General features: G+C 54.6%; 23 protein-coding genes and 1 other annotated feature. Of the genes, 21 read left to right on the plus strand and 2 right to left on the minus strand.

Annotated features, from left to right (window positions below; genetic code table 11):
- Nucleotides 1–23: 23 nt before the first annotated feature.
- Nucleotides 24–461, plus strand: a complete 438-nt coding sequence (locus AC6RNO_RS21435) for a MarR family winged helix-turn-helix transcriptional regulator (RefSeq protein WP_488435548.1) — start codon at nt 24–26, stop codon at nt 459–461.
- A gap of 318 nt (nt 462–779) precedes the next feature.
- Here the strand turns inward: AC6RNO_RS21435 and AC6RNO_RS21440 are convergent, their stop codons facing one another.
- Entirely contained in the window at nt 780–986 is a 207-nt protein-coding gene (locus tag AC6RNO_RS21440) for a DUF1657 domain-containing protein (protein ID WP_474683390.1), read from the minus strand.
- Nucleotides 987–1,090: 104 nt separating this feature from the next.
- On the opposite strand from AC6RNO_RS21440, the gene AC6RNO_RS21445 reads away from it, so the two are divergent.
- The 17 genes from AC6RNO_RS21445 (at nt 1,091) to leuS (ending at nt 18,496) form a co-directional block, all read left to right on the plus strand.
- Complete coding sequence (locus AC6RNO_RS21445) at nt 1,091–1,993, plus strand: DUF421 domain-containing protein (protein ID WP_474683391.1); 903 nt, start codon at nt 1,091–1,093, stop codon at nt 1,991–1,993.
- A gap of 27 nt (nt 1,994–2,020) precedes the next feature.
- Entirely contained in the window at nt 2,021–2,491 is a 471-nt protein-coding gene (spoVAC, locus tag AC6RNO_RS21450; RefSeq protein WP_474683392.1) for a stage V sporulation protein AC, read from the plus strand.
- A 3-nt stretch (nt 2,492–2,494) separates the two neighbouring features.
- Nucleotides 2,495–3,508, plus strand: coding sequence for a stage V sporulation protein AD (gene spoVAD / locus AC6RNO_RS21455; protein ID WP_488435547.1), 1,014 nt, complete (start codon nt 2,495–2,497; stop codon nt 3,506–3,508).
- 2 nt (nt 3,509–3,510) lie between these two features.
- Nucleotides 3,511–3,861, plus strand: coding sequence for a stage V sporulation protein AE (gene spoVAE / locus AC6RNO_RS21460; protein WP_497106679.1), 351 nt, complete (start codon nt 3,511–3,513; stop codon nt 3,859–3,861).
- Nucleotides 3,862–4,957: 1,096 nt separating this feature from the next.
- Complete coding sequence (locus tag AC6RNO_RS21465) at nt 4,958–5,917, plus strand: AAA family ATPase (protein ID WP_497106680.1); 960 nt, start codon at nt 4,958–4,960, stop codon at nt 5,915–5,917.
- Between the two features lie 5 nt (nt 5,918–5,922).
- The gene (locus tag AC6RNO_RS21470) at nt 5,923–7,206 is read left to right on the plus strand and encodes a DUF58 domain-containing protein (RefSeq protein WP_497106681.1); all 1,284 of its coding nucleotides are present in this window, start codon (nt 5,923–5,925) and stop codon (nt 7,204–7,206) included.
- A complete protein-coding gene (locus AC6RNO_RS21475; protein ID WP_497106682.1) occupies nt 7,199–9,430 on the plus strand; it encodes a transglutaminase domain-containing protein in 2,232 nt (743 codons plus the stop codon). Before AC6RNO_RS21470 ends, AC6RNO_RS21475 begins: the two co-directional genes overlap by 8 nt.
- Nucleotides 9,431–9,581: 151 nt before the next feature.
- Nucleotides 9,582–10,082 (plus strand): YqeG family HAD IIIA-type phosphatase, encoded by a 501-nt coding sequence (locus tag AC6RNO_RS21480; protein WP_474683398.1) that lies wholly within the window; start codon nt 9,582–9,584, stop codon nt 10,080–10,082.
- Nucleotides 10,083–10,091: 9 nt separating this feature from the next.
- On the plus strand, nt 10,092–11,207 hold the full coding sequence (gene yqeH / locus AC6RNO_RS21485) for a ribosome biogenesis GTPase YqeH (protein ID WP_497106683.1): 1,116 nt from the start codon (nt 10,092–10,094) through the stop codon (nt 11,205–11,207).
- A 24-nt stretch (nt 11,208–11,231) separates the two neighbouring features.
- Nucleotides 11,232–12,098, plus strand: coding sequence for a shikimate dehydrogenase (locus AC6RNO_RS21490; protein WP_497106740.1), 867 nt, complete (start codon nt 11,232–11,234; stop codon nt 12,096–12,098).
- 13 nt (nt 12,099–12,111) lie between these two features.
- Nucleotides 12,112–12,405: a ribosome assembly RNA-binding protein YhbY gene (yhbY, locus tag AC6RNO_RS21495; protein ID WP_497106684.1), complete on the plus strand. Its 294-nt coding sequence runs from the start codon at nt 12,112–12,114 to the stop codon at nt 12,403–12,405.
- Nucleotides 12,406–12,417: 12 nt separating this feature from the next.
- On the plus strand, nt 12,418–13,011 hold the full coding sequence (locus AC6RNO_RS21500) for a nicotinate-nucleotide adenylyltransferase (protein WP_497106685.1): 594 nt from the start codon (nt 12,418–12,420) through the stop codon (nt 13,009–13,011).
- Nucleotides 12,995–13,573: a bis(5'-nucleosyl)-tetraphosphatase (symmetrical) YqeK gene (gene yqeK / locus AC6RNO_RS21505; protein ID WP_497106686.1), complete on the plus strand. Its 579-nt coding sequence runs from the start codon at nt 12,995–12,997 to the stop codon at nt 13,571–13,573. Before AC6RNO_RS21500 ends, yqeK begins: the two co-directional genes overlap by 17 nt.
- Nucleotides 13,574–13,585: 12 nt before the next feature.
- Nucleotides 13,586–13,933, plus strand: coding sequence for a ribosome silencing factor (rsfS, locus tag AC6RNO_RS21510; RefSeq protein WP_474683403.1), 348 nt, complete (start codon nt 13,586–13,588; stop codon nt 13,931–13,933).
- Nucleotides 13,930–14,817, plus strand: coding sequence for a S1-like domain-containing RNA-binding protein (locus tag AC6RNO_RS21515; RefSeq protein WP_497106687.1), 888 nt, complete (start codon nt 13,930–13,932; stop codon nt 14,815–14,817). Before rsfS ends, AC6RNO_RS21515 begins: the two co-directional genes overlap by 4 nt.
- A gap of 7 nt (nt 14,818–14,824) precedes the next feature.
- A complete protein-coding gene (locus AC6RNO_RS21520; RefSeq protein ID WP_497106688.1) occupies nt 14,825–15,586 on the plus strand; it encodes a methyltransferase domain-containing protein in 762 nt (253 codons plus the stop codon).
- A gap of 97 nt (nt 15,587–15,683) precedes the next feature.
- Nucleotides 15,684–15,936: a binding site (T-box leader), on the plus strand.
- Nucleotides 15,937–16,036: 100 nt separating this feature from the next.
- Complete coding sequence (leuS, locus tag AC6RNO_RS21525) at nt 16,037–18,496, plus strand: leucine--tRNA ligase (protein WP_497106689.1); 2,460 nt, start codon at nt 16,037–16,039, stop codon at nt 18,494–18,496.
- Between the two features lie 40 nt (nt 18,497–18,536).
- Here the strand turns inward: leuS and comER are convergent, their stop codons facing one another.
- Nucleotides 18,537–19,367, minus strand: a complete 831-nt coding sequence (gene comER, locus AC6RNO_RS21530; RefSeq protein ID WP_497106690.1) for a late competence protein ComER — start codon at nt 19,365–19,367, stop codon at nt 18,537–18,539.
- 155 nt (nt 19,368–19,522) lie between these two features.
- Between comER and AC6RNO_RS21535 the strand changes: the two genes are divergently transcribed.
- The 3 genes from AC6RNO_RS21535 (at nt 19,523) to AC6RNO_RS21545 (ending at nt 21,946) form a co-directional block, all read left to right on the plus strand.
- Nucleotides 19,523–20,050 (plus strand): ComEA family DNA-binding protein, encoded by a 528-nt coding sequence (locus AC6RNO_RS21535; protein WP_474683408.1) that lies wholly within the window; start codon nt 19,523–19,525, stop codon nt 20,048–20,050.
- A gap of 69 nt (nt 20,051–20,119) precedes the next feature.
- Nucleotides 20,120–21,412, plus strand: coding sequence for a homocysteine synthase (locus AC6RNO_RS21540; RefSeq protein ID WP_497106691.1), 1,293 nt, complete (start codon nt 20,120–20,122; stop codon nt 21,410–21,412).
- A gap of 21 nt (nt 21,413–21,433) precedes the next feature.
- Nucleotides 21,434–21,946, plus strand: coding sequence for a deaminase (locus AC6RNO_RS21545; RefSeq protein ID WP_497106692.1), 513 nt, complete (start codon nt 21,434–21,436; stop codon nt 21,944–21,946).
- The last annotated feature ends 700 nt before the right edge of the window (nt 21,947–22,646 follow it).

The raw sequence follows: 22,646 nt of genomic DNA on the forward strand, positions 1-22,646 counted from the left end.
GTGGGAAAGGCAGGTACGTCCTTATGACGCTGAGAACGGAACGACAGCACAACGAAATCATCAGCGATTTTCTGATCAGCATGGGGCAATCCCTTCAACAATACCAATACAGCTTCGCCTGCAGCGCCGATCTTTCCCGCCATGAATTCAACGTACTGTACGTCCTAGGCATGAAAGGTCCGATCGTCGTGAAGGAAATCGCCCAGCAAATACCTGCCGTCAGCCTGAGCACGTTGACCCGTCTGCTGGACAGTCTGGAGCAAAAAGGCTATATCGAGCGCAAGCTCGCTCATTGCGACCGCAGGAGCTTTATCATTTCTCCGACGGAGAAGGCGCAACAACTGCTGGACAATTTTCCGCAGCATTGCAATTGCTTCGTGCAGCGCATCACGCAAGCGCTGACCGTCGAGGAGCAAGCGGCTTTGTCCGAGTTGATTTTGAAAATGAAGTCTCATCTATAAGCTATAAGCGCAGTAAGCTTAACATACAGCCGTCCGCACTCTCGGAACAGAGAGGGGGACGGTTTTTTGCGCTACCGCGGATAGGCGCTTGCACGTCCTCCTTCGATCACGCATACAATGGACTACAGCGATTGAAAACGTGCCATTTTATCGGAATGTGAGGCGGGTTTGATGTCAAAAACGGCGATTGTGCTGATGGTCCTGGTTTTGTTTGTGCTGCTGAGCTTGATTGTGCTGTTATGGATATAAACGCAGAAACAGCCGGCTGCGGACGCAAATGCGCAGTCGGCTGTTTCTTATTTGTCGCGGCACTATATGCTAAAAGCCTTTGTACTGAGGCTCTTCATTCTCCAGCTGTTGAACGCGCGACGAAACTTGGTCGACGATCTGCTGGGTCGATTGTGCGGCAGTTTGAAAAAGCTGCTTAGCCTCTTGGTTTTGCGTGCTGAGTGCAAATGTTTCCAGGCTTGCCTGCGCGCTTTTTAACGAAGCCAGGCAAGTTTTAACTTGAGCTGCTACTGTCAAATTGATCACCTCCCTAAGACGATAAGATACCCAAAACCGCCGGGATTAACATGGAAATAAAATCCATTTTTGAATTCTAATAGAACTTTTCAAAATCGCATATAATGACTTTTGATCGTAACAATCGCAAAAGGGAGGTACGACATGTGCCTGACTGGTTACATATCGTTGTCAGATCGTTAACGTCTTTGTTCACGCTGTTCATTTTCACGAGGATTCTCGGCAAAAAACAAATATCCCAGCTTACATTTTTCGAATATGTGACGGGAATTGCGATCGGCGATTTGGCCGGGGTCACTTCCACGGATATTGAAGCTCACTTCTCGCACGGCATTATCGCCATGGCGGTATGGTCCATTGTCCCGCTGGGGCTCGAACTCCTCACATTGAAAAGCAAAATATTGCGGACATGGTTCGAGGGAAAGGGGACGGTGCTCGTGAAAGACGGCAAAATTTTGGAGGACAATTTGAAAAAGGAACGGTACACCTCCGATGAGCTTCTGGAGCAGCTTCGCACGAAAAGCGTGTTCCGGGTAGCGGACGTCGAATTTGCGATGCTGGAAGCGAGCGGAGATTTGAGTGTACTGCTGAAAAGCGAAAATCAGCCGCTAACGCCTGCGCATCTCGGCATGAAGCTGCCGGTCACCAAGCCCTCGCAGGATGTGATTTCGGACGGCGTCATCATGGACGAGCCTCTGGCGATAGCAGGTAAAAGCAGAGGATGGCTCCATGAAGAGCTGGATAAATTGGGGGTAACGAAAGAAAACGTATTTATCGCCCAGGTGGATACGGACGGCATTTTGACGGTCGATCTTTACGATGACAAGCTAAAGGTGCCTTCGCCGAGCCAAAAGCCGATGCTGCTTGCCACGCTGAAAAAGTGCGAAGCCGATTTGGAGCTCTTTTCTTTGACCACGAACCAACAGGCGGCAAAAGAGATGTATGGACATTGCTCGGAGGAGCTTAACCGTGTATTGAAGGAACTGGGACCGCTGCTAAAAAACTAATCGCTGACCTGCAGAAGGAGGAAACGCATGGCAGACAACAAGAAAAAAAATATGACCATGACGCAGCAGGAATACCAAAGGCTGGCCAAGGAAAAGGAGCCCCCCAGACCGGTGCTGCAAAACTGCATCCGCGCTTTCCTGGTAGGCGGCGCGATCTGTCTTATCGGTGAATGCCTGATGCAAATATTTATCCGCTGCGGCTTTACGGAGAAAACGGCGGGCAACCCGACATCGGCTGTCCTTATCATTATCTCCGTTATCTTGACCAGTTTTGGCGTTTACGACAAAATGGCGCAATGGGCGGGAGCGGGTACGGCCGTGCCTGTAACAGGGTTTGCCAACTCGATGTGCTCCGCGGCGATTGAGCATAAGTCCGAAGGACTGGTGCTCGGCGTAGGCAGCAGCATGTTCAAGCTGGCGGGCTCGGTGATCGTGTTCGGAACGGTCGCCGCTTTTTTCGTCGGTCTCGTGCATCTGATTTTGGGCATAGGGGGATGACGTATGCTGAAAGGACATCAGAGCTGGATTTTTGAAAAACGGCCCGTTATCATCGCGACGGCGACCGTTGTCGGACCTGAAGAGGGGCAAGGCCCGATCAGCGAAGATTTCGACATCGTTCACGGCGATTTGACCCTCGGGCAAAAAACGTGGGAAAAGGCGGAGCGGGCTTTGCTGGAAGAAGCCGCGCAGCGGGCTCTCGACTATGCCGGAATTACCGGCGGCCAGGTGCAGTTCTATGTCGGAGGCGATCTGATGAATCAGATCATCTCCAACACGTTTGCCGCGCGCACACTCGCTATCCCGTATCTGGGCATTTTCGGTGCGTGCTCGACTTCGATGGAGGGGCTGGCGCTGGCCGCCCAACTGATCGACTCCGGCGCCGCGAACCGTGTCATGGCGGGCACCTGCAGCCATAACTGCACGGCGGAGAAGCAGTTCCGCTATCCGACAGAGTACGGCTCACAGAAGCCGCCGACGGCGCAGTACACGGTGACCGGCGCGGGGGTCGCCGTTCTCGCTCCCAGAGGCGACGGTCCCGTCGTCACCTCGGCTACAATCGGCCGGATCGTCGATATGGGGATCAAAGATCCGTTCAATATGGGAGCGGCCATGGCCCCCGCCGCGGTGGATACGATCCAGGCTCACTGCCGCGATTTGGGCCGGGAGCCCGGGTACTACGACCTGATCGTTACCGGCGATCTGGCATCGGTCGGACTGAACATCGCCAGGGAGCTGTTTGAAAAGCACCAATTTCCGATCGAGCAGACCCAGTTCGACGATTGCGGGCTCATCATTTACGATCGGGAAAAGCAGTCGGTGCAAGCCGGCGGAAGCGGCTGCGGCTGCTCGGCGACCGTCACGTACGGCCATTTGCTCAAGCGCATCATGAAAGGCGAGCTGAAGCGGGTGCTTGTCGTGGCGACGGGTGCGCTGTTGTCGCCGCTGTCTTTTCAGCAGGGAGAGAGCATCCCCTGTATCGCGCATGCGGTTTCTATCGAGTCAGGAGGGAGATAGAGATGACTTTTGTATGGGCCTTTCTTGTAGGCGGCGCCATCTGCGTAATCGGACAGCTGCTGATCGATGTCGGCAAGCTGAGTCCCGCTCATACGATGAGCATACTTGTCGTTCTGGGCGCTATCGCGGACGGCTGCGGGATTTATGAGCCTTTGATCAATTTCGCCGGCGCCGGCGCTACGGTGCCGATTACGAGCTTCGGCAATGCGCTTGTGCACGGAGCGCTGGAGGAAATGCAGAAAGACGGAGCCATCGGCATCATCACCGGCATTTTTGAAGTGACGAGCGCCGGCATTTCGGCGGCGATTATTTTTTCATTTTTGGCCGCGGTGCTGGTCAAGCCCAAAGGATAAAAAGTTTTGCCCGAGAAAAGCCTCACGGATGAAACCGTTGAGGCTTGTTTGGCGTCTAATTACAATAGGAGTCCGGCAGGGGATCTTAGCGGGGGATATGCACAAAAGTAACTCCACCCACCGGACGAATAACTGCTCCCCCGCCAAACGCATAACTGCTCCGCCCGAGAAACGCATAACTGCTCCGGCCGCCGGTGCAAAATGGTTATTGTTTACAAACAAATTTAGAGAATTTACAAGTATACGCAAGAAAAAGAATCTTGTAAACTGGAATTAAGCCCTTTTACCTAGATTTTCAAGTAATTACGACTAATTCCGCTGGAACAAGCAGCAAAAATCAGACTGCCAGGGAAAACCACGACGCTCTGATTGGGGCAGCTGAATGGAATCCTTGAATGATGGCACAACCCGGGCGAATCCCCGGTCGTTGGCGCAACCGAAGGGAATCCTTGATCGATGGCGCAGCCGAGGCAAAGCCTGGTCGTTGGCGCAACGCAGGCAAAGCCTTGACCGTTGCGCGTCCGAAGGGAAGCCCTAATCGATGGCACAGCCCAGGCGAATCCCTGATTGTTGGCGCAGCCCAAGCATAGATCTAATCGTTGGCGCGGCCACCCGCACAACCCTAATCGTTAGCGCAAACCACCCACCCGTAAAGCGGCCTCGCAAACCGAAAACCTGCAAAAGTACAGGCTTTTCTACGCATGTGGTCCATTTTTGAGGAAAAGCCTGCAATTGTGCAGGAATTCCCGGTCAAAATGGGTCTGAAGCTCAAGTGCTCGCGAAAAAACTGCACATTTGCAGGAATATTTGTTGGTTAGCGTATCAACGAGCAAAAAACTGCATTTTTGCAGGTTTTCTTCACGCGTGCTGCCAAGCAACTGGGCTGGACCATCTCCTGGCGTGTGAGTCTTACAGCAGTCTGAAAAATAAGCTTTTCATAAAACTTGTTCGTTCTATTTTACAGAAGCATGCTTACGATATTAGTTTTACTGACGCAGGACTCAGTAATGCTTACAAATTTAGTTTTTCTACCGCAGAATTCAGCTATGCTTACGAAGCTAGCTTTACTGACGTAAAACTCTAGGGAGGATCACACATGGAAACTGTCACGCCACGACACGTAGAAATATTAGCCCGCTTGAAAGCGAATTTGGAAGCCTGCATTCTGGGGAAAACGGAAGAGATCGACCTGCTGCTGACTGCCCTGCTGGCCGGCGGGCATGTGCTTCTCGAGGATGTTCCGGGCACCGGCAAAACCGTGCTCATCAAAGCTTTGGCCCGCTCGATCGAAGGCCAGTTCCGCCGAATTCAATGCAATCCGGATTTATTGCCATCCGATATTACAGGCGTTTCCATATACCATCCTAAAGAGGAGAAGTTTTTGTTCCGGCCGGGTCCGGTTATGACCCATATTTTGCTGGTCGATGAAATCAACCGGGCGACGACCAAGACGCAATCGGCGCTGCTGGAAGCTATGGAAGAACGGCACATTACGGTGGACGGGGACCTGCATGAGCTTCCGTCGCCATTCCTGCTGCTGGCTACGCAAAATCCGATCGATTTTGAAGGCACCTACATGCTGCCGGAAGCGCAGCTCGACCGTTTCATGATCAAGCTCAGCCTCGGCTATCCGAATGAAGCTGCGGAGAAGCGGATGATCGCCACGCAGAGCAAGGCGAATCCGATGGAATCGCTGGAACCCGTCGCGGATACCGCGCAGGTGCTCGATATGCAGGACAAAGTGCGGAACGTGCACATGGATGAAGCGGTAGCCGACTATCTCGTTGCGATCGCGAGGAAAACGAGGGAGCATAAATCCGTATTTTTGGGAGCGAGCCCGCGCGCCACTTTATCGCTTGTGCTCGCCTGCAAAGCTTATGCGTTCATGAACGGAAGAGAATATGTAATTCCTGACGACATTAAATATTTGGCTCCTTACGTTCTCGGGCACAGAATGATACTTCAATCCGAAGCCCGCATGGACGGAGCGACCGTCACCTCTGTTCTGCAATCGATTTTCGAGCAGGTTCGCGTGCCGGTACGATTGGAGAAGTGAGCCGCATGAACCGACTGTTCATAGGGCGGACGGGGGAACGGCCACGTTTTCCGACAGGCTTGTGGATCGTGACTTTTTGCTTGGCCGGCAGTTTGCTTTTTTTGCTTTTTCAAGGCGGCAAGCTGGCCGCCATGCTTTTTTTAACCGTCTTGATTTTATCCGTATATTTGCTGCTGGGAAATTGGAGCGGAGTGAAGAGAACGCAGGGCTCCCGCAAGCTGGCGGGCTCCGAGCAGCTCGCCGAGCTCGATGCCGGACAAACGCTGCAGGTTGGCATTCATGTGCAAATCCCCGGCTTTTGGCCAATTCCTTATGTGATGATCCGCGATCAACTAATCAGGCAGAACGGGGAAGAAACGGTTTTTGAGGGAACGCTCGTTCCGGACTGGAGACGCAGAGGGGAGCTTGTGTACAGCACGCCTCCTTTGCGGCGCGGGCTGTACCGCTTCGGGCTGACGGAGTGCCTCACGGAAGATATTTTCGGCTTTTTCGAGCATAAAGGACGTCTGGAACTTCAGCAGCAGGTTGTCGTTTACCCGCAAACCGTGCCGATCCGCGAATGGGTGCAGTTTCATCAAATGCTCAAAGGGCTGCAGCACCATTCCACGACTACCCGCGCTCACCGCGAAACGACGCAGATCAACGGCGTGCGCGAGTACATTTACGGGGACCGCCTGTCGCGGATTCATTGGGGAGCGACGGCGAAGACCGGAACGTGGAAATCCAAAGAGTTCGAACGGGAATCGCTGCCGAAGACGATCGTTCTGCTCGACCGTTCCAGCCGTGCGTACCGGAATGCCGCCGAATTCGAGCTGGCGGTATCGGTGACCGCTTCTCTGTTCCGCTACGCTTCCAGCCGCGATCTGGCGCTGGGCTTGCTGTCGACCGGGAAGGAAGCGGCTTACTTCGAACCGAGACAAAGCCAGAATCATCACAAGCAAATTATGAATCATCTTGTCGGCATCGAACCAGACGGCTTTTATTCGCTTGGGAACATCGTGAAAGACCGTTCGCGCCAGCTTCCGCCAGGCTGCTTTTTTGTCATCGTTTCGCCGCAGCACGACGCGCCGATGATACAGCTGCTGCATCAAGTCCATCATTTGCAAATGAACCCTTGCCATATGTGGATTCATACGGCTCCTCCGGCCGCGCCCGCCAAGCAGGCGCCGGGCGAAGGAGAGGCGGCCGATTGGCTGGGGCAGGTCCGGTCCCAAGGATATACGGGTTACGAGATCGGCCAACTGGCCGATCTGCCTAACCTGCTGGGGGGAGCGAAGCGGTATGCGTAATTCCCGTTGGAGACGAATATTGCTGACCGATTGGCCGCAGCGGATGACGGCGCTTTTGACCGGGCTTTTCTTGTACCAATACGTATTGTGGATTCAGCTGGAGCAGGTCATCTGGCTGAAAGAAACTGTCGCCCTCGTCAGCGGAACTTTGGTTGTGACCGGGCTGGCGTACTTTGTTCCCGGCTTGCACAAAGTTTGGCGCGGCGTCATCCAATTGCTGCTTATTATCGTTTGGCATGGCTTGTACCTGAATTATCACTTTGTCCCTGTAAAAATCAAGTCTTTGGAAACGTTATGGCAATTTGCGGCTCAAAATACAAGCCAGATCGAGCCCTTTATCTGGTTCGGTTTGGCGGCATGGCTGGCTTATTTGGCGGCGATGCATTTCTTCCAGTCCAGGTTCCGCATCTTTGTGCTAATCGTAGTCAGCGTGCTGTTTTTCGCCGTGCGGGATTCTTTCAGCGTGTTTTATTTGTGGCCGCAAGTCGCGATGGTGCTGTTCTGCGGGCTGTCCTTGCTGGTCATTCAGCATTTCAACGGATTAAAGCACCGCGCACCGGTCATTTGGGAAGCGATCAGCGAGTATCCTTCCTCCATCGGCCTGCCCATCGTGCTGATCGTTGCCGTAACGGTGTTCGTCGGAGCGCTTGCGCCTTCCATCGATCCGCTGCTGACGGATCCGTATACGGCCTGGAAAAAAAGCCGCGGCGAGGCTGTTCCGCTGCTCGGCAAAGGGGTCAGCGTAACGGCGTCGACGGCGGACGCCTCATCCGGCTACAGCCGGGACGATTCGAAATTGGGCGGCGGCTTCCGGTACGATTATTCGCCGGTCATGACCGTCGTCGCTTCCAAACGGACCTATTTCCGCGGGGAAACCAGAGCGTTGTACAACGGATCGGGCTGGGAAATGAGCGATGCGGAGAAAAAGCTCCCGGTCAGCTACGTCAATGCCGGCAATTTGCGGCAGGATCCGCGGTTCAATACGTCGCTGCTGCAGACCAAGGAAGTGACGCAGGACATCGTCATGGAAAAAGAGGAAGCGTACCCGGTGCTGTTCGGCGGCTTTCCGATTCAAAAAGTCGCGGAAATCAACAAAGGCGAAAATCCGTTTCACCTTCTTCTCTGGTCGCCCAGGCAGTCCGAGCTGCGCTTTAACGGCGAGGGCGCTTATCCGAAGGAGTATACAATCGTCAGCCAGCAAGCGATCCTCGACGAGGAAGGCCTGCGCAAGGTGAATGTCGACTATTTGCAGAGGGCGGACTGGAGCGAATATTTGCAGCTTCCCGCCGACCTTCCCGCCCGCGTCAAGCAGTTGGCCGCCGATATAACGAAAACGGGAAACAATGCCTACGACAAAGCCCGGCTGCTTGAAAAATATTTGAACGAAACGTATCCGTATACGAATACGCCGGACGAAAGCAAAGGCAAAAGCAAAGATTTCACAGACCGCTTCTTGTTCGAAATTAAGCAGGGATACTGCGATTACTACTCGACCGCGATGGCCGTGCTCGCCCGTTCGATCGGCCTGCCTACGCGCTGGGTAAAAGGGTACACCTCCGGCACGGCTCAAATGCCTGACGAGCTGCGCGACTTCGGAGCGATCAGCCAGTATATGCAAAACGTCGATGTGGACGGCGCAGGCACATACACGGTGAGAAATTCCGACGCCCATTCCTGGGTCGAAATTTATTTCGAGGGCTACGGCTGGATTTCGTTCGAGCCGACGTCCGGGTTCAGGCTTCCAAACGTGTATCCCGAGGCGCAGCCTGTGCCGACGGCTACTCCGGCCATCGATACCACTATCAGCGAAACGCCCGTAGCCGAAAGCAAAGCAAGCTTTCCATGGGTGAAACTGGCCGTAGCGGGAGCCATTCTGCTGGTTGTGCTCGCAGCGGCTGTGTATTTGCTTGTGAAAAAGGGCGTCTTGAAAATAGGGACATCCGACGAAAGGAAGCAGCAGGCCGTCAATTTCAATGAAAAAATTGTTGCGGACTTCGAAAAGCTGCAGCGTTTCAGCAGGCGCAAAGGCTACCGGCGCCAGGAGCATGAGACGATCCGCGAGGCGATTCTCCGCTGGACGGCGCAAAGCACATGGCTGAAGGCGGATCTGGACGCGCTGCTGCATTTGTTCGAGCAGGCGAAATACAGCCAGGCCGCTTCCACGGAGAGCGATTATTTGACTGCCGCTCAAACGATCGCCAGAATCAAAGAACAGATGAAATAATCTGGGAGACTCCTAGCGGGCCACTCGCCAACCTGGCGGGTGGCCTTCATGTGCCGCGGGCGGGGAAACGCTCTACTATTTTTTTGCAACAAATCGGGCACTATGGTATAGTTTCACGTATATGTAGAGGAACTATTTGGAGGGAAATCGTTTGCTGAAAAAGCTCGTGCCCAGACAGTCCGTGAATTCGATTTACGATATAGATTTCGAGCATCTTTGGGGGTTCGGAGTCCGCGGAATTATTACGGATCTTGATAATACGCTCGTAGGGGCGCGGGATCCGCACGCAACTCCGGAGCTGATTGAATGGCTGAAGCGGGTGCAGCAGCTCGGTTTTAAAGTGGTCATTGTCTCGAACAATCGCCGCAGCCGCGTTTCGGCTTTTGCCGATCCTATCGGCATCCCCTTTATTTACCAGGCCAAAAAACCGACGAACGTCTCGTTTCTCAAAGCGATGAAGCTGCTCGGAACGAACGTCAGGCAAACCGCCGTGATCGGCGATCAAATGCTGACCGACGTGCTCGGCGGCAACCGGATGGGGCTCTATACGATTCTCGTAAAGCCGATTTCAATCGGGGATGAAGGCTTTTTCACGAAAATTAACCGCCGCATCGAGAAGTTGGCGTTATCGCTAATGAACAAACAGTCTTAGGGAGGATTCATGAGTCAGGAAGAAATTATGCATTGCGCAGGCTGCGGCGTCGAGCTGCAGATCGAAGAGCCGGCGAAGCTCGGATACGTGCCGGTGGAGGCTTTTCAGAAAGAGCCGATTATTTGCCAGCGCTGTTACCGGATCAAACATTATAATGAAGCGTCGAGCATGACTTTGCAGCAGGACGATTTTTTGAAGCTGCTTGGCTCAATCGGGCAAAAGAACGCGCTGGTCGTCAATATCGTCGATATATTCGATTTTGAAGGCAGCATGATCAGCGGCTTGTCGCGTTTTGTCGGCAATAATCCGATCGTGCTGGTCGTGAATAAAATAGACCTTTTGCCCAAAGTGACGAACCCGAACAAAATTATTAACTGGGTGCAGCGGCGGGCCAAGGAGCACAGTCTGAAAGTTGTGGAAATCGTGCTCTGCAGCGCTAAAAAAAATATGGGCTTTGACAGGGTGATCGCAGCGGTCCAGCAGCATCGCGGCAACCGGAACATCTATGTCGTCGGCGCGACGAATGTCGGGAAATCGACGCTGATTAACCGCCTGATCGCCGATTACAGCGATTTGGAAGCGGAGCTTACGACTTCGCAATATCCGGGGACGACGCTGGATTTGGTCAAAATTCCGCTGGACGACGGCAAATCCATCATAGATACGCCGGGAATCGTATACACGCACAGGCTGACCGAGGTTATTACAAAACGGGACTTGTCCAAAGTGATGCCGGGCAAGCCGGTGAAGCCGACGGTGTTTCAGCTGAACGACGGACAGACGCTGTTTTTCGGCGCTCTGGCCCGGTTTGATTTTATTCGCGGAGATCACCAATCGTTTACCTGCTATATGTCCAATGCGATCCAGATTCACCGGACGAAGCTGGAGCGCGCCGACGAGCTGTACACGAACCATAGGGGAGAAATGCTGGTTCCGCCGGCCAAGGAGGATTTGGACGAGCTTCCGAAGCTGGTCAAGCACCCGATCCGCATTCCGCGGGGCACGCGCATGGATGTGCTCATTTCGGGGCTCGGCTGGATCAAAGTGAACAGCGACGCCGGAGCGGAATTGGCGGTTCATGCGCCCAAGGGGACGAAAGTTATTGCGCGCGAGTCGCTGATATAGCTTATGCCTGATAAGGGGGATATGATGGAGAATAACCGGACATTGGACAGCCATACCGTGCTGTATGGCGTTTTTGGGGATCCGATTCGGCATTCGCGTTCGCCGATTATGCTGAACAGAGCTTTTCGTGAGGCTGGGCTCAACGCGGCTTACGCTGCTTTTCACGTTCGTCCGGAGGAACTGAAAGAGGCCGTGTACGGCATCCGGGCGCTCGGCTTTCGCGGCGTGAACGTAACGATACCGCACAAGGTCGAAGTGATGCAGTACTTGGACGAGATCGATGAAGGCGCTAGGGTGATCGGCGCTGTCAATACGATTGTTAACGACGGAGGCCGGCTGGTCGGCTACAATACCGACGGCATCGGCTACGTCCGTTCCTTGAAAGAGGAGACGGGCGTCGATCTTCGGGGCAAGACCGTTATTTTGCTCGGCGCGGGCGGAGCGGCCAGAGGCGTCGGATACGCGCTCGCCAAGGAAGGCGCGGCCCGTATTTTGATCGCGAACCGGACCAAAGAGCGGGCGGTTAGCCTGGCGGCGACGCTCGGCGCGTTCACGCAAGCCGCCGGGCTGGGGCTTGACGAGCTCGCTGGGATCGCCGGCGAAGCGGATTTGATCGTCAATACGACCTCGGCGGGGATGCATCCGAACGTCGAGGAGCTGCCGATGCCCGCGGAGCTCATTGCGGAGCGGCATCTGGCCAGCGACCTGATCTACAATCCGCGCATTACCCGCTTCCTCCGCGAAGCGGAAGCGCGAGGAGCCCGCATTCACGGCGGGCTCGGCATGTTTATTTATCAAGGGGCTTACGCATTTGAATACTGGACCGGCACGCCTGCTCCCGTCGCAGCGATGAGGCAGGTCGTCGAGCAATCGTTAGCCGAACAAGAATAGAGGGGCTTTTAGCATGTTAACTGGTAAACAAAAACGTTATTTGCGGTCTTTGGCGCACCACCTGGACCCGATTTTTCAAGTCGGCAAAGGCGGAGTTAACGATCATTTGATCCGCCATATTCAGGAAGCGCTTGAAGTCAGGGAGCTGATCAAAGTGACCGTGCTCAACAACAGCGGGGAGGACCGGGGCGAGGTAGGCATCGAACTGTCGGAGAAATCAGGCGCCGAGCTCGTGCAGGTTATCGGAAAAATTATCGTGCTGTACAAGGAATCGCGGGATCATAAAAAGATCGAGCTGCCCGTTTAAAGAGGTGGGAGCATGCTGGTCGGAATCATGGGAGGCACCTTCGATCCGATTCATACGGGTCATTTGATCGCGGCGGAGCGGGCGAGGGTTGGAGCAGGACTGGACGAAGTGTGGCTGATGCCGGCGAACGTGCCGCCGCATAAGCCGAATGCGCCGGCGGCGACGGCGGAGCAGCGCTGGAGCATGGTATGCCTGGCGGCGGAGGGCAATCCTTTTTTTCGTGCGATTGATGTTGAAATTACGAAAGGCGGCGTATCCTATAGTATCGATACGATCGAACTGCTGTGCGAGCGGCATCCCGAAGCGGAGTTCGCCTACATTGTCGGAGCGGATATGGTCGAATATTTGCCGAGGTGGCACCGCATTGACGATATCGTAAGCCGCATCCGCTTCATCGGTCTGGCAAGACCGGGCTACGAGCTGGATATGGAAGTTCTTCCGCCGCACATCCGGGAGAGGGTTACGATCGTGCCGATGCCGCTGGTGGAAATTTCATCGTCGGCCATCCGGGAAGAAATACGGGCGGGAGGCTCCGTGCGCTACCTCGTTCCGGATGCCGTGCATGCTTACATGGAGGTGAACGGTTTATATGAATCGGAGTCGTGAGCAGCTTATCGAGGCGGTCAAAGAACAGATGCCCGAGAAGCGCTGGCTGCATACGCTGGGCGTCATGGAAACCGCGGTTCGATTGGCCGAGCGGTTCGGCGCCGATCCGGTGAAAGCGGATTTGGCGGCGATTTTGCACGATTACTGCAAATATTGGCCGATTCAGGAGCAGGCGAACATGATCCGGGAAAACGGGCTTCCACAAGACCTGCTCGATTATGACAAGGAGCTTTGGCATTCGCACGCAGGCGCTTTTATCGCGCAAACGGAGTTCGGCGTGGACGATGAGGAAGTTCTGGACGCGATCCGTTATCATACGTCCGGCCGGGAGCGGATGACGCTGCTGGACAAAGTGGTTTGCCTGGCCGACTATATCGAGCCGGGACGCGATTTTCCGGGCGTGCATAATATTCGCGAAATCGCTGAACATAGTCTTGAAAAGGCGCTGGTCGCCGGCTTCGATTCGACGATCGGCTTTCTTTTGACAAAAGGCAAACGGATTTATCCGTTAACGATATTAACCCGCAACGATTTGTTGACGCAAGCAAACAATCAATTATAGGAGGATGATGGAATGAGCATGACCCCAGAAGCAATTATGGCTTTAGTGGTGGAAGCTGCGGAGGATAAAAAGGCGATGAACGTAGTGGCGCTGAATTTGCAGGGCATTTCGCTCGTCGCCGATTACTTCGTCATTTGCCACGGCAATTCGGAGACCCAAGTGCAGGCAATTGCCACCGAAGCCAGAAAAAAAGCGCAGGAGCACGGCGTGCGGATCAGAGGCTATGAAGGAGTCGATACCGCAAGATGGGTGCTGCTGGATCTGGGTGATGTTGTTCTTCACGTATTCCACCGCGATGACCGCGAATATTACAACATCGAGAGATTATGGTCCGACGCCAAGGTTGTGGAACGCGTATGAGCATGAATGCGGGAACGCTAGTCAGCCTTGAGGTCGCGAGAGAAATTCCGCCTAACGGATATTTTTTGACCGACGGCAATCAGGACGTGCTGCTCCCTTACGGAGAGACGGCAGGCCTGGTGAAGCCCGGGGAACGCGTAGAAGTGTTTTTGTTCCACGATACGCAGGACCGCCTGATGGCGACGATGAAACGCCCGCTTCTGCTGCTGGGCGAGGTCGCTCTGCTGGAAGTCGTCGATATCCATCCCCGTTTCGGCTATTTTCTCGAAGTGGGGCTTGGGCGGAACTTGCTTCTACCCTACAAACATGTGCCTGAGTTGGAGACGCTCCGCCCTTTGGTCGGGGACAAGGTGTACGCCACTTTAGCCCACGACCGTCAGGGGCGTCTGATCGCCAAGCTCGCCGCCGAGGAAGACTTGGCGCCGCTGTGCGTGCGCGCTCCTTCCGCCTGGAAGAACCGCTATGTCGACGCCAGAGTGTATAAGCCGCTGCAGATGGGGACGTTCGTCGTCTGCGATGCGGGAGTGCTGGGCTTCGGCATCATCGGCATGATCGCCGCGCCGGAGCGGCCGCGTCTGCTGCGCGTAGGCGAGCAGGTCAATGTGCGGGTCGTATTCGTCCGCGAGGAGGACGGCCGCGTCAATTTGTCGATGCGTCTGCCGAAGGAAAAAGGGCGCGACGAAGACGCGGAGCGCATCCTCGCCTTTTTGCGCGAACGGCCGGGCGGCGCGATGCCGTATTCCGACCAGACGGCGGCGGATACGATAGCCGCCCGCTTCGGCATGAGCAAATCGGCTTTCAAGCGGGCGCTTGGCAAGCTGATGAAGGAAGGGCTCATCTATCAGCAGGAAAACTGGACCCATCTGAAACAAGAGGAGACGTAAGAGCAGGATGAGTTACGAAGGGTTTGCTTATACGTACGATCGTTTGATGGAGGACATGCCGTACGGGGATTGGCTTCGTTTTGCGAGAGAGGGCTGGAAGCGGTACGGTCTGCATCCGGTTACGATTGTTGACCTGGGCTGCGGCACAGGCAACTTGGCGATTCCGCTCGCATTGGAAGGATACCGGGTGACGGGCATCGACCTGTCGGACGACATGCTTGCCGTTGCTCAGCAGAAGGCTGAGCGGCACGGAGCGCTGGCGAGAAACGGCGCGCTGGCGTGGGTACAGCAGGACTTGCGCGAATGGGAGCTGGCTGAGCAGGCGGATGCCGCTATTTCGTTCTGCGACTGCTTGAACTATTTGCTGGAGGAAGAGGATATCATTCAAGCTTTCCGGCAAACGTACCAAGGGTTGAAGCCGGGCGGGCTGTTCCTGTTTGATGTACACACCCCCGAGCAGCTGATCGCTTATGCCGATACGCAGCCTTTTTTTCTGAACGAGGACGATGTTTCCTACATCTGGACGAGCGAGCTGGACGAAAGCCGGATGCAGATCGAGCATGACCTGACCATTTTTGTTCGGGACGGGCAAGTCCCCGGCGTCTTCCGCCGCATCGATGAAGTGCATGCTCAACGTGCCTATCCGTTGTCCTGGATCAAGGAGCAGCTGCTGGCGGCAGGATTCAGCGACGTTCAGGAAGCGGCCGATTTTGCGTGGGAGCCGCCGCGGCGCGGAACGGAGCGGGCTTTTTTCGCGGCGCGCAAATAGGCGGCCAGGCGGACATCGCCGGGCATCGGCCTAATATCGGCCGGCCTACTTGACAGAGCTGCATTTTTTTGCATATAATCATAGCTAATTGGATTGGTTAAAAGCTTTGACGAGGAATAGTAGCTTCCCGCAGCATCTACCAGAGAGCCGGTATCAGGTGAAAGCCGGCAGATGCTAGCCAAGCGAACTCGCCTCCGAGCTGGAAGGTGAACCATCGCATGAGGTCTTTAGGAGGCCGGCGGTGCTAGCCGGATCGTCTCACCCGCGTTAAGGGGCAGAGTGAACATGGGCGAAGCACGCCTGATGTTAACTAGGGTGGTACCACGGGAATCTAACCTCTCGTCCCTAGCGATTGCGCTAGCGACGGGGGGTTTTTTTGGCGCTTACGGGAGGCCCCCGAAGCGCACTTTAATCATGCCTGCAAAGCATGCAGGCTGGGAGGATTTGGACATGTCGCAGGAGATCAAAGAAACAAGAGAACAGCAAGGCTACAACCCGCTCGCTATCGAGCCCAAATGGCAGCAGTACTGGGATGCCAAGAAAACGTTCAAAGTGCTTGAAAATTCGGACCGACCGAAATTTTACGCCCTTGACATGTTCCCGTATCCGTCGGGAGCGGGTCTGCACGTCGGGCATCCGGAAGGCTATACGGCGACGGATATCGTCTCCCGCTTCAAGCGGATGAGAGGCTACAACGTCCTGCATCCGATGGGCTGGGACGCGTTCGGCCTGCCGGCCGAGCAGTACGCTTTGGACACGGGGAACGACCCGCGCGAGTTCACGAACAAGAACATCGACACGTTCCGCCGTCAAATCAAATCGCTCGGCTTTTCTTACGATTGGGACCGCGAGATCAGCACGACCGATCCGGAGTATTACAAATGGACACAGTGGATTTTTATCCAGCTGTACAAAAAAGGGCTCGCCTACGTCGACGAAGTTCCGGTCAACTGGTGTCCGGCGCTCGGCACGGTGCTGGCGAACGAAGAAGTGATCGACGGGCTCAGCGAACGCGGCAGCCATCCGGTTATCCGCAAGCCGATGCGCCAGTGGATTTTGAAAATTACCGAGTATGCGGAGCGCCTGCTCGAAGACCTGGAGGAGCTTGACTGGTCGGAAAGCATCAAGGACATGCAGCGCAACTGGATCGGCAAATCCAAGGGCGCCGAAGTGCAGTTCGCGATCGATGGGCATGACAACCGCAGCCTGACCGTTTTTACGACGCGTCCCGATACGCTGTTCGGCGCCACTTACTGCGTACTTGCGCCTGAGCATGAGCTTGTGGCGGCGATTACGACTGCGGAGCAAGAAGCCGCAATCAAAGAATATCAGGACAAGGCGGCGCGCAAAAGCGATCTGGAGCGCACGGACTTGGCCAAGGACAAAACCGGCGTATTCACGGGCGCTTATGCGATCAATCCGGTTAACGGCGCGAAGGTGCCGATCTGGATTGCCGACTACGTGCTCGGCGGCTACGGCACAGGCGCGATTATGGCCGTTCCGGGCCATGACCAGCGCGACTGGGAATTCGCGAAGCAATTCGAACTGCCTATCATTGAAGTCGTGCAGGGCGGCGATGTGCAGAAGGAAGCGTATGCCGGTGACGGCGCGCACGTCAATTCCGAGCTGCTGAACGGCTTGAACAACGAGCAGGCGATCGGCCGGATGATCGAATGGCTGGAGCAAAACGGCAAAGGCCGCGGCAAAGTTACTTACAGGCTGAGAGACTGGCTGTTCAGCCGTCAAAGATATTGGGGAGAGCCGATCCCGATTCTCCATCTTGAAGACGGCACGATGAAGCCGGTGCCGGAGGATCAGCTTCCGCTGCTGCTTCCGGAAGTGGACGAAATCAAACCGTCCGGAACGGGCGAATCGCCGCTGGCGAACGTCGCGGAGTGGGTCAACACGATCGATCCCGAGACAGGCATGAAAGCCCGCCGCGAGACGAATACGATGCCGCAGTGGGCCGGCAGCTGCTGGTACTACCTGCGCTTCATCGATCCGCGCAATGACAAGGAGCTGTGCTCCCACGACAAGCAGCAGCAATGGCTGCCGGTCGACTTGTACATCGGCGGCGCCGAGCACGCGGTTCTTCACCTTCTGTATGCCCGTTTCTGGCATAAAGTGCTGTACGACCTCGGGGTTGTCCATACGAAGGAGCCGTTCCACAAGCTCGTCAACCAAGGCATGATTCTCGGCGAAAATATGGAGAAAATGAGTAAATCCCGCGGCAATGTCGTCAATCCGGACGATATCGTCGGCGAATTCGGCGCGGATACGCTGCGCATGTACGAAATGTTCATGGGGCCGCTCGAAGCGACGAAGCCGTGGAACACGACGGGCGTCGAAGGAATTTACCGCTTCCTGAACCGCGTTTGGAGATTGTTCGTGGACGAGAACGGCAGCGTTCATCCGAAAATCAGCGCCGGGGAAACGCTTGGCAGCGATACGTTCAAGCGCACATGGCACCGCACGATCAAAAAAATAACCGAGGACTACGAAGCCCTGCGGTTCAATACGGCGATCAGCCAGTTGATGATTTTCGTCAACGAGGCTTATAAGACCGAGCGTCTGCCGCTCGAAGCGATGCAAAACTTTGTTCAAATGCTGTCCCCGATCGCACCGCACTTGGCGGAAGAGCTTTGGGAGAAGCTTGGCGGCAGCGAGTCCATCACCTATGTGCCATGGCCTTCCTACGACGAAGCTTGGACAGTTGACAACGAAGTTGAAATCGTTGTTCAAGTCAACGGCAAAATTGTCGACCGCGTGCTGATTTCCAAGGATACGGAAGAAGCGGCTATGCAGCAATTGGCGATGGATCTTGACAAAGTCAAAGAAACGACCGCCGGCAAAACCGTTCGCAAAGTCATCGTCGTTAAAGGAAAACTCGTCAATATCGTTGCAGGTTAACGGAGGAATTGCTCCTCATTAGAAGCGGCCCTCGGGAAGGTCACGGCTCAATTGCAAACAGCAGCTCGGCCTTCTCGAGGTCTTCTTTATATTTGGCGTGGGTCGCGCGAATCATCTGAGTGAACATGCCGGACAAATCCGTGGCGTCCATAATACGCAAACCTTCCTCGGTGATGCCCCCAGGTACGGATACGCGTTTTTGCAAGCCTGCAGGGTCAAAGCCTCCCGTCGTCAGCAGCTTTCCGGTGCCCAGCACCATTTCGCTGGCAAGGAGCGTTGCTTCTTCTTTGGAAATTCCGGTTTCCTCTACGGCGGCATCAATGAAAGCTTGGATGAAATACGATAGAAATGCGGGACCGCAGCTGGATATATCCGAAGAGATCCGCGTATAGTCTTCAGACACCCGTATAGGGGAACTGATGTGCGCCAGCACATTTTCAAGCCATTCCTTATCCTCGGGCTGCATCCGGTTGCCGTGAATGCACAAGGTCACCCCGCTGAGCACGTAATTCGTAATGCTTGGGATAATTTTGCTGATTTTTGCCGGCAGATTGCTTTCCAGATGCCGCAAGAGAACCGGGCTCGTAATAGAAACGACAAAATGGGACGGAAGCACGTCCTCTTTGATTTCATCGATAACCTTTTTGTACTCTCCAGGCTTAATGCACAAAAAAATGACTTCGCTTTGCTGTACGACTTCTTTATTAGAACGGGCGATCTGAAGCCCCGGATACGTCTCCGCCAGCCGATCCGCTTTGCTTGCCGTGCGGTTCGCCGCAATGATTTGTTCCGGATTAAATGCGCCGGAATGAATAAATGCTTCTATCAATATGCTTCCCATACTCCCAGTACCGATGAATCCTGCCTTCATCTAGAAATCCCTCCCGGAAAAAGTTCAGTCACCCTGGTATCCATGTTGCTTGTCACAAAGTTGGATAGAGCTGGGCACATGCCAATTAAGGCGTTATGATGTTTTTTCATGTATATGCTTGCAAACAACCAATGATACCGGAAAGGGGAGAATTCGTGGGTTTATTTGGCAAAAAGGGCGTTATAATCACTCTATCTTCCATTTCTATAGTTTTACTGGCATATACGATATGGCAGTTTGCGATTGGGGGTCGTTCCGCGATTCAAACGAATTTTGTTCCTGTCAACGATCAAATGAAGGAACTGCTTGCCCAAACGGCGCCAAGCCCCGCACCGCGCAGCAGCACGCCGCCATCTTCACCTGCGCCAACGCCTGTTCCATCGTCACCTGCCTTATCTTCCCCGGCTGCCGGCCCGACCTTGGAGCCGAAGCCCGATGCTGCATATCCTTCGCCTTCCGCGGCTCCCGCTGCTGCAAAAAACGGCTTGTTAGACCTGAATTCGGCTACGCTGGAGCAATTGGACGAACTGCCGGGCATCGGAGCCAGCAAAGCGAAAGCGATTCTGGAATACAGGGAGAAAAAGGGGCGGTTTCAAAAAGTCGAGGAACTGGCTGAAGTTAAAGGCATCGGCAAAAAGATGCTTGAAAAATTGAAACCCTACGTCTATGCGGGAAAACTATAGCAATCTTTTCATTTGTCGAATAGTGTGCGAAAATAATAAGGGAAAGATTACCTAAAAGGGGATGACTCAATGTCTAACGAACGCAAATTAAGTATCGAAACGCTTGCCGTGCATGCAGGACAAGAACTGGACCCGACAACGATGTCGCGCGCAGTCCCGCTGTACCAAACTACATCCTATGGTTTCCGCGATACGGAGCATGCCGCGAATTTGTTTGCGCTTAAAGAATTTGGCAACATTTATACGCGTTTGATGAATCCGACCACCGATGTATTCGAAAAGCGGGTCGCTGCGCTGGAAGGCGCGCCTGCGGCGCTTGCGACTGCCTCGGGTCAGGCAGCTATTACATACTCCATCCTGAATATTGCCGGTGCCGGAGATGAAATCGTTTCCGCATCGAGCTTGTACGGAGGCACTTATAATTTATTTTCCACGACATTGTCGAAACTGGGCATCAAGGTCAATTTTGTAGATCCCGGCAATCCCGAAAATTTCCGGGCGGCGATTACAGACCGGACGAAGGCTCTTTACGCTGAAACGATCGGTAATCCGAAAGGCGACGTACTGGATATCGAAGCGGTATCCGCAATCGCGCATGAGCACGGAATTCCTCTGATTGTGGACAATACGTTCCCAAGCCCTTATTTGCTTCGCCCGATCGAGCACGGTGCAGACATCGTCGTTCACTCGGCTACGAAGTTTATCGGCGGCCACGGCACATCGATCGGCGGCGTTATCGTGGACGGAGGCAAATTCGACTGGCAGGCAAGCGGCAAATTCCCCGGATTGACGGAACCCGACCCAAGTTATCATGGTGTCGTCTATACGGCGGCAGTCGGCCCTATCGCTTATATTATCAAGGCACGCGTGCAATTGCTGCGGGATATGGGAGCCGCGATTTCGCCGTTTAACTCGTTCATGCTGCTGCAAGGTCTTGAAACGCTGCATCTGCGCATGGAGCGCCACAGCTCCAATGCTTTGAAGGTCGCGGAGTTTTTGGAGAATAACGATGCTGTCGAGTGGGTTAACTATGCCGGCCTCAAGAGCCATCCATCTTACGAACTGGCGCAAAAATATTTGCCTAAAGGCCAGGGAGCGATTCTCACGTTCGGCATTAAGGGCGGCCTGGAAGCCGGGCGGAAGGTCATTAATGCCGTGAAGCTGTTTTCGCATTTGGCGAATGTCGGCGATTCCAAGTCGCTGATCATTCATCCGGCCAGCACGACGCATCAGCAGCTCGGTGAGGAAGAGCAAATTTCGGCCGGCGTCTCGCCGGGCATGATTCGGCTTTCCATCGGTACGGAAGCCATCGACGATATACTCTACGATTTGGATCAAGCGATCAAAGCGAGCCAAGCGTAAGAAGGAGACGAGACAAGGCCAATGAGCACCCGCAAGGATTGGGACACTTATTTTATGGATATCGCGTATATGGCATCGACCCGTTCCCAATGCAGCCGCAGGCATGTAGGCGCTGTGCTGGTTCAGGGCAAAAAGCTGCTCGGAACAGCCTATAACGGGGCTCCGATGGGGGTACCCGATTGCAGCGAAGCCGGCTGCATGCTCGTTGAGGAAATCGAACTGAAAGTGGTCGGCGAGAAGGAGGAAATGGTCCGCAAGCAGCGCTGCATCCGCACGATTCATGCCGAGCAGAACTTGCTCCTCTTTACCGACAGGGAAGACCGTGAGGGCTCGACCGTATACGTAACCGATCAGCCGTGCTGGACTTGCGCGAACATGCTCGCCAACAGCGGAGTGACGGAAATCGTGTTTCATCGCGGTTACCCGAAAGACAGCGAGAAAGTAAGCGGCCTGATGCAAGCCAGAGGCATCGCTTTTCGGGAAATGGAAAGCTACGAGCCTCCGCAGGGTACTCTGTCCGAAGTTGTGAATTAAAGATTTGAAATGGCAAAAAAGAGAAAGCATCTCTTTTCGCAGCCGACGTTACGTCGCGCGGAAGGAGGTGCTTTTTTTTGTTGGAACCGTTCCGGTCTGCGCCTCCTATGCGCACTCTCCCTTTGGCTCAGGAAGGAGCCCGGGGAGCTGCCGATTGCGTATGGCCCCCGTTATGCAATGCTATACCGCGCTTGGGAGAACTTCGCTCAGGCGATTGAAGGTGCTATAGGAATGAGTGCAGCATTACGGTCTGAACCGCCTGTCTTTACTTCCCAATGTAGGCGGCAATACGGAACCGTCTGCTTTCCCAGTCAGACGTGATGATGTCCATTGGAGTGGGGTAAAGGCGAATCAACCGAGCCATACTTGCCCAGCACTTCTTATGGGCGCTATCCCTTTTACTCAGAAGAGGCTCGAGGCTCGGTAGGTATGATTAAGTGCGACGGCTATGTTGCGTTGGGAGCTCGCGTGCGGGCAGCAAAGTGCTGTTCCGCTGAAACGAGGTAAAAGCTGATACCCGTGGATCGACCACCTGTCGTGCACGCCTAGCGTGGGGCATTGAGGTACTGCAAGAGTACTATTCTGCTAGAAAGAGGCGAAAGCGGAGTACCATGGTTTCGACAACCCGCTGTGCAGCACCCGGCGTGGGGCATTGAGGTACTCATGGCGGGGAGGGGCGGGTTAGGTAATGCCGATAGCT

This window comes from Paenibacillus sp. sgz302190, assembly GCF_059820445.1.

Coding starts and splice junctions, on each gene's coding strand:
- AC6RNO_RS21435 (WP_488435548.1), top strand. CDS start 24: ATGACGCTGAGAACGGAACGACAGCACAACGAAATCATCAGCGATTTT.
- AC6RNO_RS21445 (WP_474683391.1), top strand. CDS start 1,091: ATGACTTTTGATCGTAACAATCGCAAAAGGGAGGTACGACATGTGCCT.
- spoVAC (WP_474683392.1), top strand. CDS start 2,021: ATGGCAGACAACAAGAAAAAAAATATGACCATGACGCAGCAGGAATAC.
- spoVAD (WP_488435547.1), top strand. CDS start 2,495: ATGCTGAAAGGACATCAGAGCTGGATTTTTGAAAAACGGCCCGTTATC.
- spoVAE (WP_497106679.1), top strand. CDS start 3,511: ATGACTTTTGTATGGGCCTTTCTTGTAGGCGGCGCCATCTGCGTAATC.
- AC6RNO_RS21465 (WP_497106680.1), top strand. CDS start 4,958: ATGGAAACTGTCACGCCACGACACGTAGAAATATTAGCCCGCTTGAAA.
- AC6RNO_RS21470 (WP_497106681.1), top strand. CDS start 5,923: ATGAACCGACTGTTCATAGGGCGGACGGGGGAACGGCCACGTTTTCCG.
- AC6RNO_RS21475 (WP_497106682.1), top strand. CDS start 7,199: ATGCGTAATTCCCGTTGGAGACGAATATTGCTGACCGATTGGCCGCAG.
- yqeH (WP_497106683.1), top strand. CDS start 10,092: ATGAGTCAGGAAGAAATTATGCATTGCGCAGGCTGCGGCGTCGAGCTG.
- AC6RNO_RS21490 (WP_497106740.1), top strand. CDS start 11,232: ATGGAGAATAACCGGACATTGGACAGCCATACCGTGCTGTATGGCGTT.
- yhbY (WP_497106684.1), top strand. CDS start 12,112: ATGTTAACTGGTAAACAAAAACGTTATTTGCGGTCTTTGGCGCACCAC.
- AC6RNO_RS21500 (WP_497106685.1), top strand. CDS start 12,418: ATGCTGGTCGGAATCATGGGAGGCACCTTCGATCCGATTCATACGGGT.
- yqeK (WP_497106686.1), top strand. CDS start 12,995: ATGAATCGGAGTCGTGAGCAGCTTATCGAGGCGGTCAAAGAACAGATG.
- rsfS (WP_474683403.1), top strand. CDS start 13,586: ATGAGCATGACCCCAGAAGCAATTATGGCTTTAGTGGTGGAAGCTGCG.
- AC6RNO_RS21515 (WP_497106687.1), top strand. CDS start 13,930: ATGAGCATGAATGCGGGAACGCTAGTCAGCCTTGAGGTCGCGAGAGAA.
- AC6RNO_RS21520 (WP_497106688.1), top strand. CDS start 14,825: ATGAGTTACGAAGGGTTTGCTTATACGTACGATCGTTTGATGGAGGAC.
- leuS (WP_497106689.1), top strand. CDS start 16,037: ATGTCGCAGGAGATCAAAGAAACAAGAGAACAGCAAGGCTACAACCCG.
- comER (WP_497106690.1), bottom strand. CDS start 19,367: ATGAAGGCAGGATTCATCGGTACTGGGAGTATGGGAAGCATATTGATA.
- AC6RNO_RS21540 (WP_497106691.1), top strand. CDS start 20,120: ATGTCTAACGAACGCAAATTAAGTATCGAAACGCTTGCCGTGCATGCA.
- AC6RNO_RS21545 (WP_497106692.1), top strand. CDS start 21,434: ATGAGCACCCGCAAGGATTGGGACACTTATTTTATGGATATCGCGTAT.